Genomic DNA, 18,842 nt, shown 5'->3' with positions numbered 1-18,842 from the left:
GCAAAAAGTAATTCCTTTTCTTTATTCTGCGTTGTCTAAAAAATCTTTGATTTTATCGACATATCGGTCAAAAAATGATCTTCTAATTTTAGTTTCTGTAGATTCCTCAACAGCAGCATTGCTTCTAACTTCTCTTGATTGCTCAACAGCTTCTTCCCTTTCAATGTAACTTTCTTCCACTTCGTATCGTTGTTGTGTTACAGGAGGAACATTTCTGTAAACAACTCTTGGCTGCTCATTTACAACTTCCATTCTTACAGCACTTTGTGTACTATTCTCAATACTATTCATTACCAATCCAACAGCAGTTGCAAACAATGGGCTTGAAATTTCTTCGCTAGAATTACCTGCTAAATGTTCGTTTGGATATCCTATTCTGGTATCCATCCCGGTAATATATTCAACTAACTGCTTGATGTGTTTTAACTGCGCACCTCCACCTGTAAGAACAATACCGGCAATTAATTTTTTACGTGGATCTTCATGTCCGTAAGCTTTAATTTCTGCAAAAACCTGTTCAATTATTTCTACCACACGTGCGTGAATAATTTTGGAAAGGTTTTTAAGCGAAATCTCTTTTGGTTCCCTTCCTCTTAAACCCGGAATAGAAACAATTTCGTTGTCTTTGTTTTCTCCCGGCCACGCCGATCCGAATTTTATTTTTAAAAGTTCAGCCTGCTTTTCAATAATAGAACATCCTTCCTTGATATCTTCCGTAATTACATTTCCTCCAAAAGGTATGACAGCAGTATGACGTATAATCCCATCCTTAAAAATGGCTAAATCTGTTGTCCCGCCACCAATATCAATTAGTGCAACACCAGCTTCTTTTTCTTCCTGACTTAAAACAGCATCTGCAGAAGCTAAAGGTTCTAATGTCAATCCTGATAATTCGATTCCAGAACTCTGGATACATCTGCCAACGTTTCTGATTGACGATGCCTGCCCAACTACCACGTGAAAACTAGATTCCAGTCTCCCGCCGTACATTCCGATTGGTTCTTTTATTTCAGATTGTCCGTCTATTTTGAATTCCTGTGGCAAAACATGAATAATTTCTTCTCCCGGTAACATGGCCAGTTTATTTACCTGATCAATCAAAAGCTGAATATCATTTTCCCCAATTACTTCTTCCGGATTATTACGGCTGATGTAATCTGTATGCTGAATACTTCTGATATGCTGTCCTGCAATCCCGACAACCACATCTTTAATTTTGTAACCTGAATTAGTTTCGGCTTCAAGAATAGCTTGCTGAATTGACTGAATAGTTTGTGTAATATTATTTACTACACCTCTTGCCACACCCAAACTTTTGGATTTACCAATACCAAGAATTTCTAATTTTCCATATTCATTCTTCTTGCCTATCATGGCAACTATCTTGGTTGTTCCAATATCTAGACCTACTGCAATGTTATCTTTTTCCATTTTCTATTATTTTGTGCAAACTACTTGTTCCGTAAATCTAAGGTCAATTTTTTTGTATTTGTATAACGAACTATCTAAAACTGCCTTTTGAAAGAAGGCTTTATAATTCCTGAATTTTTGATCAACATTCATTGTCCTTCCAAAATCAATGAAGTAATTATAATTTCTATTAAACATTTTTAAGCTACCATTAGGCATAATTTCAATTGCAATGATGTTTTTTTTCAAAAACGCATCGTCATAAATTTTGCGAAATAAAGCAGCTAAATCTTCGTTATTTTTTTTATTTATTGTCCCCGAAACAAGAGGAACACGCGCCGTAAAATTGTCTGACAAAGGCATTTTATCACCCTCATAGTCAATATAGAAAGAGCTCCCACCATCATAAACTCTTACTATTGGTGTTCTCTGTTTTACACGCGCTTTGAGAACTCCATCGATACTTACAAAAACATCCGACTTTTCAATCATGTCCTGCGTATCAAGGCTTTTTTCTATTTTATTCAAATCTACTTCATCTTTTCGGATACTGGAAGGGTCTCTTTTATTTTCTATCAACAATTTATTAACCGTTTCAGGCTTCACGAAAAGCTTATTTTCCCCTACAAAAACAACCTCTGATTTCTTCAGTTTTCTTTCTCCATTTCGATGCTGAGCAAACGAATAGAGAAACAAAACAAGTCCGAAAATAAGTACTAATCTAATATTTGTCCAGTTAAATATTCTCATTTAGCATTTTTTTTATTGATGGTACCATTTCTCCAATATCACCCGCTCCGATTGTTACAATTATTGGCGCATCATTAGCTTTAATTTCTGTCAGCAAATCTTCTTTTGCAACAATTTTTTTATTGGGATTAGTCATTTTTCCCAACAGCCATTCAGAAGTCACTCCTTCCATAGGAAGCTCTCTTGCCGGGTAAATATCCATTAAAAAAACTTCGTCAAACTGAGACAAACTTTCTGCAAATCCGTCAACAAAATCTTTTGTTCTGCTGAACAAATGCGGCTGAAAAATGGCAAGAACTTTTTTAGTGGGATACAATTCCCTAACAGCTTGATGAACAGCATTTATTTCTGTTGGATGATGTGCATAATCATCTATATAAACTAAATTTTCAGATTTAATCTGATATGAAAAACGCCTTCTGATTCCGTTAAAAGAAGCCAGTGCTTTTGCAATAGCAGCTGTTGATGTCCCAAAAGTTTTTGACATTGCAATAGCCATTAATGCATTCATTAAATTATGCTTCCCCGGCAATCCAAAATGCAGATCTTTTATAACTTCTGATGGGGTCTGCACATCAAAAACATAGCTTCCATTTTCTATTCTGACATTAAAAGCCTTATAAGCAGCATCTTCATTAATAGCACATTGCACTCCATCCAGAGGCAATTCTTTAGTTATAAAGAGATTATTATTATCTTCAACTCTGGATGCAAATTCTACAAAAGAAGCTTCAATAGCTTCACTCGTTCCGTAAATATCCAGGTGATCTGCATCCATTGATGTTACACATGCAATATTGGGATGCAAATGCAAAAACGATCTGTCAAATTCATCTGCTTCGACTACTGTCACGGTTTTTCCGTTTCCAATTAGATTTGAATTATAATTCTCAACAATTCCGCCTACAAATGCCGTAACATCTGCCCCGCTTTCATGCAATATATGTCCCAAAATACTGGAAGTTGTTGTTTTTCCGTGGGTTCCGGCCACTGCAAAACTAAATGTATCTTTTGTAATAATACCCAGAACTTCCGCACGTTTTTTAACGTGATACTGTCTTTCAATAAAATAATTCCATTCTGAATGAGTAATAGGAACTGCGGGTGTAAATATTACGAGCGTATTTTCTACGTAATAATCTGATGGAATTAAACCGATATTATCTTCAAAATGAATATCAATACCACTTTCAATCAATTCATTTGTAAGCATTGAAGGAGTTTTATCATAACCCGAAACCTTTTTTCCTATATATTTGAAATAACGGGCCAGGGCGCTCATTCCGATTCCTCCGATACCTATAAAATAAACGTTCTGTATTTGATTTAAATTCATTTGATTATTATTTTGAGCTATTTTACTTTTATAAAAAACTAGTAATAAAGCTTTTGTATTTTTTATTATTTAACAACTCAAAACGCTTAAAAATAGCATTCTAAATATTGTAAACTGTTTTATAATTATTCTTAAAAGTTACATTATAACAACTTTTTAATTTCATCTACAATAACTTTTGTAGCATTTGGCCTGGCCAGCTTTTTAATATTATCACTTAATTGTTTTTGCTTTCCGTCATCTTTTAAAAGTGCTTCAAAAACAATACTAAACTGACTGTCTAATTCTGACTCTCTCAATAAAATTGCACCTTTTGCATCTACAATTGCCTGAGCGTTTTTGGTCTGATGATCTTCTGCTACGTTTGGCGATGGTATAAAAATTACCGGTTTCCCGACAATACATAACTCTGAAACAGATGACGCTCCTGCTCTTGAAATAATTACATTTGCTGCGGCGTAAACAAAATCCATTCTTTCAATAAAATCAACCACTTTTACATTCGGCTGATTGTATTTTTTATAATCTTCAAAATATAATTTTCCGCATTGCCAGATTACCTGTACGTCCTGAGAAAGAAAACTATCTAATTCTTTTTCGATTAACTGATTAACTCTTCTGGCTCCTAAACTGCCTCCTAAAACCAACAAAGTTTTTTTATTGGGATCCAAACCGTAAAAAGCAATAGCTTCATTGCGCTTTGTATCAATATCAATCAGATCCTGACGTACCGGATTTCCTGTCAAAACAATTTTTTCTTTCGGAAAAAAACGTTCTAAATTCTCATAAGCAACACAAATCGCATTTGCTTTTTTGCTCAGCAGCTTATTTGTAATTCCGGGAAAAGAATTCTGTTCCTGAATTACTGTTGGGATTCCTGCTGATCCTGCTGCCTGTAAAAGAGGACCGCTTGCAAAACCACCAGTTCCGATTACTACATTTGGCTTAAATTGTTTGATAATTCTCTTTGATTCTAATAAACTAGATGCTAATTTTAAAGGAAACATCATATTTTGTAACGTTAACTTTCTTTGCAATCCGGCAATCCAAAGTCCTTTTATCTCGTAACCCGCCTGAGGCACTTTTTGCATTTCCATTTTGTCTTTAGCTCCAACAAAAAGAAATTCAGCATCAGGAAATTGTAATTTTAATTCGTTTGCAATCGCAATTGCAGGATAAATATGCCCTCCTGTTCCACCACCACTTAGTATGAATTTATACTTTGTCATATTTTAAAAGTTATAGTTTAAAACTATTTTCTTTTTAATTTTATTTATTTAATACTGCATTCATCGGATTTTTGGAATTGTCCTGAATCGAATACATTTCTTCCTCTTCATATATTTCATCAGCAGGCAAATCTCCTTCTGAAAGTTCTTTATCAATTAACCTTTGAAGCGCTTCTTTTCGTCTTTCTTTCTCTTCTTTTTCTTCAGCGATTTCTTCTTCTTTTTTCGTTACACTGATAATAATTCCAAGACCAAAACAAGTCATCCAGATCGAACTTCCACCACTGCTTATCAACGGAAGCGTCTGACCTGTTACAGGTAATAATTCAACGGCAACCGCCATATTGATCATTGCCTGAAATATCATAGGAAACCCAAGCCCGACGACGACTAATTTTCCAAACAGCGTGTTTGCCTTATGAGACGCCACAACAAATCGGAACAACAGCAGTAAATACAAAATTAATATTGCTACTCCGCCAACCAAACCATATTCCTCAACAATTATGGCGTAAATAAAATCGGAAGATGATTGTGGCAGAAAGTTTTTCTGAACACTTTTTCCTGGTCCTAATCCTCCCAATTTCCCTGAAGCAATTGCAGTTTTGGCTTTTTCAATCTGATAATCATCTTCATCAGGTTTATCAGTGGTAAAGTTCATGATACGGCTTTCCCAGGTTGATACCCTGCTAAAAAATTTGGAATCCGGAAAAGCTTTAGCTACCAAAAGGAAAAAAGCCAGCATCGCTACCCCTGAACCAATAATAAAACCAATATATTTCAGTGGATATTTACCAATAAATGTCAACATAATTACCATTGAAAAAATCAAGGCTGTAGTCGAAAAATTGGCTGGCAAAATAAGTGCCAAAGTGATAAAAACCGGAATCCAGAGCTGAATTAATGAAGTTTGAAAAGACTCATTCTCCTGCTTCGTTTTAGACAGATATCTGGCTACAAATATAAAAAGCACAATTGAAGCAATTGTAGATGGCTGAAACGTTATTCCGATAAACGGAAGCTGAATCCACCGACTGGCATTTGCTCCGGAAATTACAGTCCCTTTAACTAATGTAAAAACCAAAAGAATCCAGACTACAGGCAGCGCAATTTTTGAAATAGCCCTAAAATAATGATACGGGATTTTATGAACCCAATAAATAATCATAAAACCAATGCAGATGTGAGCCAGATGTTTAATAAGATAACCCAGTGTATTTCCTGTACCATGTCCAATGTAAGCCAGATTACTACTTGCACTAAAAACAGGCATAAACGAAAACAGTGCCAATAAAGCCACGAATGACCATATTACCCTGTCTCCTTTTAATTTGTTAACCAACTCCTTCATTACCATTCTTTTAGATTCAAGTTTTTCTGGTTTCAGGTTTCAGGTTCTTGCTAACATGAAACCTGAAACAATATTTTTTACAAGTTATGCACCGCTTGTTTAAACTGTTTTCCCCGGTCTTCATAGTTTTCAAATAAATCAAAACTGGCACAGGCCGGAGACAATAAAACAGCATCACCTTTTTCTGTTAATCTTTGCGCTGTTTTAACAGCATCGTTCATGTTATTCACTTCCACCATTATATCCACAACATTTCCAAAAGCTTCAATAATTTTACGATTATCGATTCCTAAACAGATAATTGCTTTTACTTTTTCACGAACCAATGACATTAATTCGTTGTAATCGTTTCCTTTATCCACACCTCCTACAATCCATACAGTTGGAACATTCATACTGTCTAAAGCGAAAAAAGTAGCATTTACATTTGTTGCTTTTGAATCATTGATGTATTGTACGTTTTGAATTTTTAATACTTTTTCTAAACGATGTTCAACACCTTGAAAATTTGATAAACTTTCACGAATTGTTGCATTTCTGATTTGCATCAATTTTGCTACAGAGCTTGCTGCCATTGCATTTTTCATATTATGTTTTCCTTCTAACGCAATGTATTCTGTTTCCATTGTAAACTCTTCCTGGTTGATCTTTATTTCCATTTTGTTGTTATTTATAGAAGCTCCTTCGTCAAATGATTTAGTCAATGAAAAAGGAATTAATTTTGCTTTTGTTTTATTGTTCTTTAGCCATTCTGTACTTGCTTCATCATCTGCATCATAAATAAGATAATCGCTTTCAGTCTGGTTCATCGTTATTCGAAACTTTGAATCGATATAATTTTCATATTTATAATCATATCGGTCTAAGTGATCCGGACTGATATTTGTTATGATGGCAATATCCGGTTTGTAATCTATAATTCCGTCCAACTGAAAACTGCTTAATTCAAGAACGTATGCATCAAATTTATTTTCGGCTACCTGCCAGGCAAAACTCTTTCCGATGTTTCCTCCTAATCCTACATTCAAACCTGCTGATTTTAATAAATGATAGGTGAGCATGGTTGTTGTTGTTTTGCCATTGCTTCCGGTAATTCCAATTGTGAGTGCTTCGGTAAAAGGTTTGGCAAACTCAATTTCAGAAATCACCTTGACACCTGCAGCAATAAGCTTTTTTACTATCGGAGATTTTTCCGGTATTCCGGGGCTTTTCATAACCACATCAGCATTCAGAATCAAATCTTCAGTATGCTGTTCCTCTTCCCAGGCAATTTTATTAATTATAAGAACTTCTTTGTAACTCTCTTTTATCTTTCCAAAATCAGATACAAAAACATCATATCCTTTTTTCTTACCGAGGATAGCAGTACCTACACCACTTTCTCCTCCTCCTAAAATGACCAGCCTCATCTATCTCAACTTTAAAGTAACGATTGATAATATGGCTAACATTATGGCTACAATCCAGAATCGGGTTACTATTTTACTCTCGTGATATCCTTTTTTCTGATAATGATGATGCAAAGGCGACATCAGAAAGATTCTTCTGCCTTCTCCAAAACGCCTTTTTGTATATTTAAAATAACTTACCTGAATTATTACTGAAGCACTTTCTGCAAGGAAAATTCCACAGAACAAAACTATCAATATCTCTTTACGAACTGCAATTGCCAAAACAGCAATAATTCCTCCGATAGTCAAACTTCCCGTATCTCCCATAAAAACCGATGCCGGGTAAGAATTGTACCAGAGAAAACCAATCAAAGCACCAACAAAAGCCGAAATAAAGACCGTCATTTCTCCCGAATTGGGGATATACATAATATTGAGATAATTCGAAAAAATAACATTACCGGAAACAAACGTAAAAATTCCGAGAGCTAAGACGGAAATTGCCGATATCCCTGCGGCGAGACCATCAATACCATCAGTTAAATTCGCTCCATTTGAAACGGCTGTAATAATAAAAATCACTACCGGAATAAATATCAGCCATGCCCATTTTTCATACCCGTCTCCCATAAATGATAATACTTCAGCATAATCAAATTCATTATTTTTTATAAAGGGAATTGTAGTTGCTGTAGATTTTTCTTCAATAGGAGCAGGAATTACCACAGTAGTATTCGTTGTTTTGAAACTTTCGGTATAACCTGTATCTGTTCTGACAGTAACAGCAGGATTAAAATAAAGCACAGCTCCCACAATAACTCCAAGACCAACCTGACCAATAACTTTGAATTTTCCCTTAAGCCCTTCTTTGTCTTTTTTGAATATTTTAATATAATCATCCACAAAACCAATTGTACCCATCCAAAGTGTGGTAACAATAAGCAATACTATATAAATATTATGCAAACGCGCAAATAACAAAACAGGTATTAAGGTAGCAAAAATGATAATCAGACCTCCCATTGTTGGAGTTCCTGCTTTTTCATTTTGACCTGCAAGACCAAGTTCACGTACTGTTTCTCCAACCTGCTGGCGACGCAGAAAATTAATTACCCTTTTACCATAAATTGTTGATAAAAGCAACGAAAGCATTAAAGCTAAACCTGATCTGAAGGTAATGTATTGAAAAACTCCTGTTCCTGGAACATCCAATGTTTTGTTTAAATATTCAAATAAATAGTATAACATATATCTTTATTTTAAATTCCAAATTCTAAATTCCAACTTTCCGATTGGAATTTGAAATTTGCATTTTTGTTATTTTCCTAGTTGTTCCAAAATTTCTTTTACCGTTTCCATATCATCAAAATGATGCCGAACACCGTTTATTTCCTGATACGTTTCATGTCCTTTACCTGCAATTAAAATAATATCATTTGACAGAGCTAATTGACAAGCTGTTTTTATAGCCTGTTTTCTGTCTGTAATTCTCAGGATTTTTTTATAATTATGAGGCTCCACACCTTCTTCCATTTCATTCAAAATCACTTCAGGATCTTCATTTCTTGGATTGTCTGAAGTTAAAATGGCTTTATCACTTAAATTTGCAGCAATTTGTGCCATGATTGGCCTTTTTGCCTTATCCCTGTTTCCGCCACAGCCTACAACTGTAATCAATTGTTCATTTTTAGTACGGATATCATCAATAGTTTTTAAAACATTTTCCAAAGCATCAGGCGTGTGGGCATAATCGACTATTGCAGTAACATTTCCTTCTGAAACAATATACTGAAAACGACCTGAAACACTCTCCAAATCAGACAACAAACGCAATGCTTCCAGACTATCCATTCCTAACTCAACTGCCGTCCCGTAAATCGCCAATACATTGTAAGCATTAAATGTCCCGATTAGCTTTACCCAGACTTCGTTATCATTTATTTTCAATAATAATCCTGACAATTGACTCTCTAAAATCTGTGCTTTGAAATCTGCGTAGGTTTTTAAGGCATACGTTAATTTTCTGGCAACAGTATTTTGCAGCATCACAGTTCCGTTTTTATCATCAATATTTGATAAAGCAAAGGCTGTTTTTGGCAATGAATCAAAAAATGATTTTTTAACATCTCTGTATTCCGCAAAAGTGGGATGATAATCTAAATGATCATGTGAAAGATTGGTAAAAATTCCGCCTACAAAATGTAAAGCCTCTGTTCTTTTCTGATGAATTCCGTGTGAACTCACTTCCATAAAACAATGTGTTACGCCAGCCGAAATCATTTCATTCAGATAATGATTAATTGTAATAGAATCAGGAGTGGTGTGTGTTGCTTTATATTCCGTTTCATCCACCATAATTTTTACTGTTGACAGCAACCCGACTTTAAAACCCGCCTTTTGAAACAATTGAAACAATAAAGATGCAATAGTTGTTTTTCCGTTTGTTCCGGTCACACCTACCAGTTTTAATTTTACGGAAGGGTTGTCAAAATAATTAGCAGCCATAAAAGCCAAAGCCGTATTGGTGTCTGTTACTTGTATGTATGTAATTCCTTTTTCAATTTTTTCCGGCAATGTATCGCAAATAATTGCTGCTGCACCTAACTGAATGGCTTTCTCTATATAATCATGACCATCAGAAAGTGTTCCGCGAATAGCAACAAAAACATCATTTTCTTCAATTTTTCTTGAATCAAAATCTATTTTATGAATTGCAATGTCAGTTGAACCCGTTACAGATTCAATACCTACTTTATATAATATGTCTTTTAGTATTTTCACGATAATTCTAATACTATGATTGTGTTTTTATTAATATTCTGACCTGCCTGAATGGATTGATTCTTCACTTTCCCCACTCCGTTTATTCTCACTTTTAGACCTAAATTCTCCAATAAAGCAACTGCGTCCATACCTGGCATACCTTTTAAATTAGGAATCAGTTTTGTCTTTTTATTGGATACAGTATTAAATTTATCATAACTGTATTCCTGTTTTGGGATTCTGGAATCTAAACGCCTGATTTTATTTGTTGAAGGAGCATCTGTAAATATTTTTTGGGCTATTCTTTTAAAAACCGGTCCTGCAACATCAGCTCCGAAATAATTATTTTTTGATGTATTGGGCTTATGAACTACTACAATACATGAGTATTTTGGGTGATCTGCCGGAAAATACCCAACGAAGGAAGACGCATAATACAGCGCTGATTTTCCTTCTTTTCCACCATAATTCATCTGAGCCGTTCCTGTTTTTCCTGCCATCGAAAAATCTTTCGAATACAACTTAGACCCTGTTCCTTTTTTAACCACATTCTGCAATACCGCTTTTACTTTTTTAAGAGTTTCTTCCGAACACACTTTTGGATTTATTACTTCTGTATCAAATCTCCTGATTGTTTTATTCCATTCTTTAATTTCAGAAACGAATTGTGGTCTTACCATTACACCATTATTAGCTACCGAATTATAAAAAGTCAATGTTTGCATTGGCGTAACCGAAACATTGTAACCAAAAGCCATCCACGGAAGTGTAGTCCCCGACCAGCTTTTATCTCCGGGATGCGGAATAATTGGTCTTCCTTCACCTTTAAAGTGCAAGCCTAAAGTTTTATCCAATCCCCAATTTCTAATATGATTTACAAATTTTGACGGATTGCTTTTATAATTATCATAAACCGCCTGAACCATAACTGTATTCGAAGAAAGTTCGAATCCGCGTGCTAAAGACACTTTCCCATAGCCTCCATTGTGCGAATCACGAACGCTGCGACCATAATATTTTACGACTCCGTTATGACTGTCAAAAACTGTACTTGTATCTGCAACCTTATCTTCTAAAATTGCCATTAGATCAACTAATTTAAAAGTCGAACCTGGTTCGTGAGATTCAGCAACTGCATAATTTGTAGTTTCGTAATACGATCCGTCTTCTCCTCTTCCTAAATTTGAGATTGCTTTTACGTAACCGGTTTCTGTTTCCATTACAACCACACAACCGTGATCAGCTTCATAATCTTCTAACTGTTTCAACAAAGCATGATGCGCAATGTCCTGAATAAAAACATCAATAGTCGAAATTACATCATAACCGTCTATAGGATCAACTTCGTTTAAATCACGAATAGGTTTCCATTGTCCTTTAGCGATTTTCTGTTTTAAAATCTTGCCGTCTTTTCCGTTCAGATAACTTTTAAATGCCCATTCTATTCCTTTTCCAACCTCAACACCTGTAGCCGGATCAATTCGGTCATAACCTATTGTTCTTTCAGCAATTTTCCCAATCGGATGCTTTCTGACAGTTTCCTGTTCAACAATAATTCCTCCTTTGAAAGCTCCTAAATTAAATAAAGGAAAACCTTTGATTTTCACATATTCAGTATAACTGAGGTTTCTGGCAATTAAATAATAACGGTTTTTATTTGCCCTTGCTTTTCTTAGTTCATTCTGATAATAGCCGCTTGGACGTCCGAGAATCGAAGACAAAGAGTCTGAAAGAGGTTTTATATACTTCTCGAAATTTTCTTCTTTTGGCGCTTTCGAATCGAACCTGATTTCATAATTAGGTATTGATGTTGCAAGTAAACTTCCGTCAGCCGAGTAAATATTTCCTTTATTTGCCGGAATTACAAAATTTCTAACCGTACGCTGTTTTGCCAGTTTTCTGTAATAATCTCCCTCAACCCACTGAATATTGGTCAATTTAACAACAATAGCAATTGCCATCAAAAAGATGAAAACTGCTACGAGGTAAATTCTGTAGGATATATGTCTATCGTCTACTGCCATATTCTTTGAAAAAAACTTTTTTCTTCTTCTTTTTTAACTTCTATTTTTATTGGTGGAACCGTGGATGGATAAATTTGCTTTTCGAGCATTTTATTCGATATTGTTGACTCCATTTTTAACTTCATCAATTCTGATCGACGATCTACAAATTCAGAACGCAATTCTTTTACTTCGTTGCTCAGTTTTGCAATTTCAAATACCTTTTGTTCGTACCGCTGCGTATTCGCTATCATTATTATGGCAAGGAGAATAATAAAAACTATGAATCGCCAGTTTTTTACGGCATCATCATGTATCAGAAATCTTGCTTTTAATATGCTAAATACACCACTTTTCATTTTACCTGTATATTATATTTTTTCAGCAATTCTTAATTTCGCACTTCTCGCCCTGTTGTTAGCTTTAATTTCATCATCGTCAGGAACAATCAGTTTTCCTATTGTTTTAAACGGAACTGAAAAATTCCCATAAAAATCACGTTCAGGCTCTCCTTCAAACATTCCGTTTTTGATAAATCTTTTTACCAGTCTGTCTTCCAGGGAGTGATATGAAATCACAGATAATCTTCCTCCCGTATTTAGAATTTCTAATGACTGCTCGATAAATTCTTTCAAAACGTCCATTTCCTGATTTACTTCAATACGGATAGCCTGATAAATTTGAGCCAATATTTTGTTTCGAAGTCTTTCAGGTAAATATTTCGCCAGAACATCTTTTAATTCGTCAGTTGTTTTAATTGGATAATGTTCTCTCGCTTCGATAATAGTTCTTGACAAAGCAGGAGCATTTTTCAACTCTCCGTAATCAAAAAACACTCTTCTTAAATTTGCATCATCATATTCATTAACCACTTTATAAGCGTTTAAATCATTTTTCTGACTCATTCTCATATCAAGCCCTGCATCAAATCTTGTCGAAAAACCTCGTTCCGGAACATCAAACTGATGTGATGACACCCCTAAATCAGCCAGGATTCCATCTACGCTTTTCACTCCGTAAAAACGCAAAAATCTTTTTATAAACCGGAAATTCTCATTAATCAAAGTAAATCTTTCATCCGGTAATGCATTCGCAAGAGCATCTTCATCCTGATCAAAAGCAAACAGTTTTCCGTTTGGGCCTAATCTTTTCAAAATTTCTTTAGAATGGCCTCCACCTCCAAATGTAACATCAACATAGATGCCGTCAGGTTTAATATTTAAACCATCAACCGTAGGATGAAGCAAAACCGGGTTATGATATTCCATTGTCGTCGTCATTAATATTTCCCATTACTTCTTCGGCTAAATCTGCAAAATCCATATCTTCGCCGCTTATTGATTTTTCATATAAATCCTTATCCCAAATCTCTACAATATTAACTGCTGATGAAAAAACCACATCTTTTGAAATATTTGAAAAAGAAACCAAATCCTTTGGAACCAACAATCTCCCTAATGCGTCAATTTCTACTATCTTAACTCCGGCAGTAAATCTTCGAATAAAATCATTATTTTTTTTCACAAAGCGATTCAGCTTATTAATTTTTTGCATCATCAGATTCCACTCATCCATTGGATACAATTCCAGACACTGCTGAAAAACGGAACGCTTCAAAACGAAACCTTCCTGAAGAGACGAGGCCAATTGTTTCTTTAAAGGTGCAGGTATCATTAACCTTCCTTTAGCATCAACTTTACACTCATATGTCCCTATAATTGTGTTCAAAAAAACTCATTAACATGTTATACAGCAAAAATATAAAAAATATTACCACATTTTACCACAATATACCACTTTGTTAATAAGTTTAACCACTTCATGTCCAGTCACCCTAATGAATAGATTATCAACATCTTAATCAATCATTAACGAATCAAGCATATCCTTAATTAATATAAAGAATTAAGTCTCATTTTTCTTAAAAAAATGCTTTATATACAAATTTCTTAACACTTCATACTAACATTAAAAGAAATATAAAACCTGTGATTTAAACAATTATAAGTTTGACAAAAATTATGCAGTTAAAAAACAGCAGCAAAAATTCATTTTTATTTATTAAACCCTATATTTGTCCAAATTGAAATTGGCATTAGATTAAATGGACAAACACTACAAAAAAGAAGGCAAATACAGCTATTTTGAAGCTGGAGAAGGAACCCCTATCGTAATTTTACACGGATTAATGGGAGGTCTTAGTAACTTTGATGGTGTAGCACAATATTTCCCATCGAAAGGATACAAAGTTGTAATTCCTGATTTGCCAATATATACGCAAAGCATTTTAAAAACCAATGTAAAGAGCTTTGCGAAATACGTTAAAGATTTTATCACTTTTAAAGGTTTCGACAAAGTCATTTTGTTAGGGAATTCATTAGGGGGACATATTGCTCTTTATCACACAAAATTATATCCTGAAAAAGTATCTGGACTTGTAATAACAGGAAGTTCAGGCCTTTACGAGAGCGCAATGGGAGACAGCTACCCGAGAAGAGGCGATTACGAATACATAAAAAAGAAAGCTGAAGAAGTATTTTATGACCCTAAAATCGCAACTCCTGATCTTATTGATGAAGTGTATGCTACAGCTAATGACCGTATCAAACTGATTAAAACTTTAACAATTGCAAAAAGCGCCATTCGTCATAATATGGCAAAAGATTTACCCAAAATGACGATTGAAACGTGTATCATCTGGGGAAAAAACGATACTGTTACTCCTCCAAATGTGGCTGAAGAATTCCATAAATTATTACCTAACTCAACTTTATACTGGATAGACAAATGCGGACACGCTGCTATGATGGAGCATCCTGATGAATTCAATGAAATTCTTGAAAAATGGCTTACTGAGCAGCAATTATAGCTTATAACTTTCGCTTTTAAGGAGGTTTTAAAAATAAAAGGATATGAAAATTAATACCGCCGAATTTATTATCAGTAATTCTGATGCTTCAAAATGCCCTGCTGAGTTTTTGCCGGAGTATGCATTTATAGGCCGATCTAATGTTGGTAAATCATCACTGATCAATATGATTACCAATCATAAAAATTTAGCAAAGACATCTGGAAAACCGGGAAAAACGCAATTAATAAATCATTTTAAAATCAACAGCAACTGGTTTTTGGTCGATTTACCAGGTTACGGCTATGCGAAAGTATCCAAAAAAACCAAATCTGTTTTTCAGCAATTTATAACGGATTATTTCGAAAACAGAGAACAGCTGGTATGTGCTTTTGTATTAATCGACATTCGTCATGAAGCCCAAAAAATAGACATTGAATTCATGTCTTACATGGGCGAAAGCGAAATTCCCTTTTGTATTATTTTTACAAAAGCAGATAAAATCAGTAAAGTAAAAATTGATTCTCATATTGCAGCATACAAAAAACAAATGTACGCTAACAACTGGTCCGAAATGCCCAAATATTTTGTAACATCATCTACAGAATCAATTGGAAAAGAAGAACTTTTATCCTATATAGATGAAGTGAATCAGGAAGTTTTTAAAAACAACTCAGGGTTTTAGACTTCAATCCTCCAAATTCAAAAATAATAATAAATAAAAAATCCCAAATTCCATTCAAACATGGAGCTTGGGATTTTTATCGCTCAAAATTGTTGAATCTTAATTAATTTTAAGGAACACCTTAAGGCTATATCTTTTTTTAAATTATATTTGACCTAAATTAATTTCATTCTTTTATGAAGAAAACTCTTTACTATTTACTTTTATTGTTTTTATCTTCCTGCAATGTCACTCACTACTTTTTACATAGTACAGATAAAGTGAACAGTCTGGATTTTTCTAAAGGTACCTGGCTTATCGGCGATATTGAAGTTGATCAAAATACCAAAACAAAATTAACCCGTTCTGTAATGGATGATTTTTCGAAATACTTAGGAAGAAGAGTAAAATATTCTATGTCGGAAAGAAAAGATTTAGGAACAAAACCAGTCCCTTTGAAATTAGATAAATCAGCAATTTTGGAACTAAAAAAAGCAGCTGATGCTGATTATTATGTAAACATAAAGTGTAAAAATGCAAAAAACGACTTTAGTAGTTTTGAATTTCAAAATCATTTTTACTATAAGAAACAAATGACATACGCAGAAGTCATTTTAGAAGTATACGATCTGAATCGAGGCGAAATAATTTACTCCCGTGCAGCAGGAGGATGCCTGGAAGAAGAGCTTAGTATTACAAATTACCCCACATCAGTAGTAATAATGGGCTGTTACAGAAAAATTATAAATGACATTAAAAAAATTTCAATCAAACCCGTAAAACGCTTACCCACCTACCAGGAGAAAAAAAATCTCAAATCATAAATTTTACAATATGATTTGAGATTTTTTTATTTGTTAGAATCTTAACTGACTATCTGGTCAATTCTAGCTTTTCTGCAAAATAATCACAGAAATCTTTCATCGTATCAGCCATTTTTTCGTCATCAGTAGCTCGTTTAAAAGTATCTGACATTGCAACTAATGTCTGATGAAAGAAAATTTTCATTTCATCAACCGGCATATCTTTTGTCCATAAGTCAATTCGCATGCTTTCTTTGGCCTTGCTATCCCAGATAGAAAGCATAATTGCTTTTGCTTCTTCACCTTCTACCCCTCCATCTTTTGCGGTCCATGATAATTTTTCAGGAACACGGTTCTCATCTAATTCTATATTGAATTTAATTTCTGATTTTATTATATCTGACATTATTTCTTAGGTTTGTATTTTGAATTCTCGAAAATTTCTTTTGCATTAATTTTTAGTAACTCAGGCAAAGTTACACTATTATTCTTCATGTATGAACGTACGATCTGCCATCCAATCCAGGCACCCACTCTTCCTGGCGATTCATTATCTATTTCCAGATAAAATTTAGAAAACGGAGCCGGAGCAATAAAGCGGGTTGTAAGCTTAGGATCTGCGCTATACAACATTTCTTTTTCCATAAAATAGCGCCACATATATGCCTCATTTTCTTCACACCATTTTATCTGTTCAGCTGTATAACCTATTTTTTCAGCATCGGTATATTCCGGTAAAAGTAAATCTTTAGCATACAATTGCTTTCCTTCAAAAATCATTTGAGAGACCAGATTTTTATCTTCATAAGGAGGAATATTTCTATAGGCAAAACTTGAGACTACATCCGGCATGATTTGTTTTTCTTCAAAATTTTGTTTCAGATAGTTTGGAAACTGATAGAATTTATGATCTTTCCCCAAATACAATTCTAAAGCAACAATAACCAGGCTGTCTGCATAAATAGCTTTCGCATTATAATCCATCTCACCAATTACAGTAATTACTTTTGGCGTTTTTATTTTAGGAAAATAATATTTCAAATGTTGAAAAAGCGTATTAAACTCCTGACGAACAGGTTCAAAATTGGAATATTTTTTCTGAACCTCTGTATAAACTTCTCTCCAGATTGGTTCCTGCATTTTCTGAAGCCAGACTGAATCATCATTCCCTGCCGGAAAAAAAAACGGATATTGTTTTTTTACTTTAGCTAAGTCCTCTGGTTTCGTTTCAAAAAAAGCTTTATCAAAACGTTCTACTTTAATATCAACCGGAATTTCTTCAACAGCTTTTTCTACTTTGCTTTTTTGATTACATGATAAAAAAAACAAGGATACAACCACTACAAAGCGATATGTTTTCATTTTATTTTAATTAGATTTGTGTTACTTATCTTAAGTAAACATATAGTTAAAAATATTTGTGCAAATATACATCCCTACATCTTAAAACTTGAATTATTATGGCTAAAAAAAGCAATATTCAGACAGAAAAAGTAAATGCCCACATTGTAGAGTGGCTGAAAAATTACGCCGATAACGCTAAAGTAAATGGTTTTGTAATTGGAATTTCCGGAGGAGTTGATTCTGCTGTTACTTCTACTCTGTGTGCACAAACCGGCTTAAAAGTTTTATGTGTTGAAATGCCTATTCATCAGGCCGAAAGCCAGGTTTCAAGAGCAAGAGAACACATTGAACAATTAAAAAAACGTTTTCCAAATGTTTCCAGCACTATTACTGATTTAACAGCTACATTTGAATCATTTAAAACGGCTGTACCAAGATCAGACGACGAAGCAAAAGTAAATCTCTCTCTCGCAAATACGCGTGCCCGTTTACGAATGACTTCCTTATATTATCTCGCTGGAATTCACGGGCTTTTAGTTGCCGGAACCGGTAACAAAGTAGAAGATTTTGGTGTTGGTTTTTATACCAAATATGGAGATGGAGGAGTTGATTTGAGTCCAATCGCCGATTTGATGAAATCTGATGTGTATGCCTTGGGGGAATTTTTAACAATTCCAAATTCAATTTTAACAGCAGCCCCAACCGATGGTTTATTTGGTGATAACAGAACTGATGAAGATCAGCTGGGTGCAAGTTATGACGAACTCGAATGGGCAATGCTTGCCGAAGAAGCAGGAAATACGGGAGCTGACTTAACCGGGCGCGAAAAAACTGTCTTTGAAATTTATAAACGTTTAAACACCAACAATAAACATAAAATGGAAGCAATACCTGTTTGTGCAATACCAAAAACGTTAAAATCGCATTTTTAACATTTACCTGCAATAAAC

At 34.4% G+C, this 18,842-nt stretch carries 18 protein-coding genes; 4 read left to right on the top strand and 14 right to left on the bottom strand.

From position 1 onward, the window contains the following. Positions 1-21 precede the first annotated feature (21 nt). The 12 genes from ftsA to mraZ all read right to left on the bottom strand — a co-directional run bounded on the left by ftsA (position 22) and on the right by mraZ (position 13,961). Positions 22-1,431, bottom strand: a complete 1,410-nt coding sequence (ftsA, locus tag GXM17_RS05460) for a cell division protein FtsA (RefSeq protein WP_163398273.1) — start codon at positions 1,429-1,431, stop codon at positions 22-24. 6 nt (positions 1,432-1,437) lie between these two features. Beyond that, on the bottom strand, positions 1,438-2,160 hold the full coding sequence (locus GXM17_RS05455; protein WP_163398272.1) for a cell division protein FtsQ/DivIB: 723 nt from the start codon (positions 2,158-2,160) through the stop codon (positions 1,438-1,440). Further along, positions 2,147-3,496 carry a UDP-N-acetylmuramate--L-alanine ligase gene (gene murC / locus GXM17_RS05450; RefSeq protein WP_163398271.1) on the bottom strand — a complete coding sequence of 450 codons (1,350 nt, stop codon included), beginning with the start codon at positions 3,494-3,496 and terminating at the stop codon, positions 2,147-2,149. Before murC ends, GXM17_RS05455 begins: the two co-directional genes overlap by 14 nt. A gap of 143 nt (positions 3,497-3,639) precedes the next feature. Further along, positions 3,640-4,725 carry an undecaprenyldiphospho-muramoylpentapeptide beta-N-acetylglucosaminyltransferase gene (murG, locus tag GXM17_RS05445; RefSeq protein WP_163398270.1) on the bottom strand — a complete coding sequence of 362 codons (1,086 nt, stop codon included), beginning with the start codon at positions 4,723-4,725 and terminating at the stop codon, positions 3,640-3,642. A gap of 40 nt (positions 4,726-4,765) precedes the next feature. Continuing rightward, positions 4,766-6,076 carry an FtsW/RodA/SpoVE family cell cycle protein gene (locus tag GXM17_RS05440; protein ID WP_163398269.1) on the bottom strand — a complete coding sequence of 437 codons (1,311 nt, stop codon included), beginning with the start codon at positions 6,074-6,076 and terminating at the stop codon, positions 4,766-4,768. Between the two features lie 77 nt (positions 6,077-6,153). Next, positions 6,154-7,485 carry a UDP-N-acetylmuramoyl-L-alanine--D-glutamate ligase gene (gene murD, locus GXM17_RS05435; RefSeq protein ID WP_163398268.1) on the bottom strand — a complete coding sequence of 444 codons (1,332 nt, stop codon included), beginning with the start codon at positions 7,483-7,485 and terminating at the stop codon, positions 6,154-6,156. Beyond that, positions 7,486-8,715 carry a phospho-N-acetylmuramoyl-pentapeptide-transferase gene (gene mraY / locus GXM17_RS05430; RefSeq protein ID WP_163398267.1) on the bottom strand — a complete coding sequence of 410 codons (1,230 nt, stop codon included), beginning with the start codon at positions 8,713-8,715 and terminating at the stop codon, positions 7,486-7,488. It lies immediately after the preceding gene. Positions 8,716-8,784: 69 nt separating this feature from the next. Next, positions 8,785-10,248, bottom strand: a complete 1,464-nt coding sequence (locus GXM17_RS05425) for a UDP-N-acetylmuramoyl-L-alanyl-D-glutamate--2,6-diaminopimelate ligase (protein WP_163398266.1) — start codon at positions 10,246-10,248, stop codon at positions 8,785-8,787. Further along, positions 10,245-12,254 (bottom strand): penicillin-binding protein, encoded by a 2,010-nt coding sequence (locus GXM17_RS05420; protein WP_163398265.1) that lies wholly within the window; start codon positions 12,252-12,254, stop codon positions 10,245-10,247. Before GXM17_RS05420 ends, GXM17_RS05425 begins: the two co-directional genes overlap by 4 nt. Further along, entirely contained in the window at positions 12,245-12,592 is a 348-nt protein-coding gene (locus GXM17_RS05415; RefSeq protein WP_163398264.1) for an FtsL-like putative cell division protein, read from the bottom strand. Before GXM17_RS05415 ends, GXM17_RS05420 begins: the two co-directional genes overlap by 10 nt. Positions 12,593-12,604: 12 nt before the next feature. Next, positions 12,605-13,513 (bottom strand): 16S rRNA (cytosine(1402)-N(4))-methyltransferase RsmH, encoded by a 909-nt coding sequence (rsmH, locus tag GXM17_RS05410; protein WP_208796417.1) that lies wholly within the window; start codon positions 13,511-13,513, stop codon positions 12,605-12,607. Next, positions 13,488-13,961, bottom strand: coding sequence for a division/cell wall cluster transcriptional repressor MraZ (gene mraZ, locus GXM17_RS05405; RefSeq protein ID WP_163398262.1), 474 nt, complete (start codon positions 13,959-13,961; stop codon positions 13,488-13,490). Before mraZ ends, rsmH begins: the two co-directional genes overlap by 26 nt. Before the next feature lie 376 nt (positions 13,962-14,337). Between mraZ and GXM17_RS05400 the strand changes: the two genes are divergently transcribed. The 3 genes from GXM17_RS05400 (at position 14,338) to GXM17_RS05390 (ending at position 16,569) form a co-directional block, all read left to right on the top strand. Continuing rightward, the gene (locus GXM17_RS05400) at positions 14,338-15,102 is read left to right on the top strand and encodes an alpha/beta fold hydrolase (RefSeq protein ID WP_163398261.1); all 765 of its coding nucleotides are present in this window, start codon (positions 14,338-14,340) and stop codon (positions 15,100-15,102) included. Between the two features lie 43 nt (positions 15,103-15,145). Further along, positions 15,146-15,766 (top strand): ribosome biogenesis GTP-binding protein YihA/YsxC, encoded by a 621-nt coding sequence (yihA, locus tag GXM17_RS05395; protein ID WP_163398260.1) that lies wholly within the window; start codon positions 15,146-15,148, stop codon positions 15,764-15,766. A gap of 176 nt (positions 15,767-15,942) precedes the next feature. Then, positions 15,943-16,569 carry a hypothetical protein gene (locus GXM17_RS05390; protein ID WP_163398259.1) on the top strand — a complete coding sequence of 209 codons (627 nt, stop codon included), beginning with the start codon at positions 15,943-15,945 and terminating at the stop codon, positions 16,567-16,569. A 49-nt stretch (positions 16,570-16,618) separates the two neighbouring features. Here the strand turns inward: GXM17_RS05390 and gldC are convergent, their stop codons facing one another. Continuing rightward, positions 16,619-16,954, bottom strand: a complete 336-nt coding sequence (gldC, locus tag GXM17_RS05385; protein ID WP_163398258.1) for a gliding motility protein GldC — start codon at positions 16,952-16,954, stop codon at positions 16,619-16,621. Next, entirely contained in the window at positions 16,954-17,910 is a 957-nt protein-coding gene (gene gldB / locus GXM17_RS05380; RefSeq protein ID WP_163398257.1) for a gliding motility lipoprotein GldB, read from the bottom strand. The genes gldC and gldB overlap by 1 nt, the downstream gene beginning before the upstream one ends. Positions 17,911-18,008: 98 nt before the next feature. On the opposite strand from gldB, the gene nadE reads away from it, so the two are divergent. Further along, positions 18,009-18,824, top strand: a complete 816-nt coding sequence (gene nadE, locus GXM17_RS05375; RefSeq protein WP_163398256.1) for an NAD(+) synthase — start codon at positions 18,009-18,011, stop codon at positions 18,822-18,824. Positions 18,825-18,842 lie beyond the last annotated feature (18 nt).

The sequence above is a fragment of the Flavobacterium fluviatile genome, assembly GCF_010645065.1.
Taxonomy (GTDB): domain Bacteria; phylum Bacteroidota; class Bacteroidia; order Flavobacteriales; family Flavobacteriaceae; genus Flavobacterium; species Flavobacterium fluviatile.
Note: the sequence above shows the minus strand (reverse complement) of the source record. Positions and strands in the feature narration are given on the sequence as shown.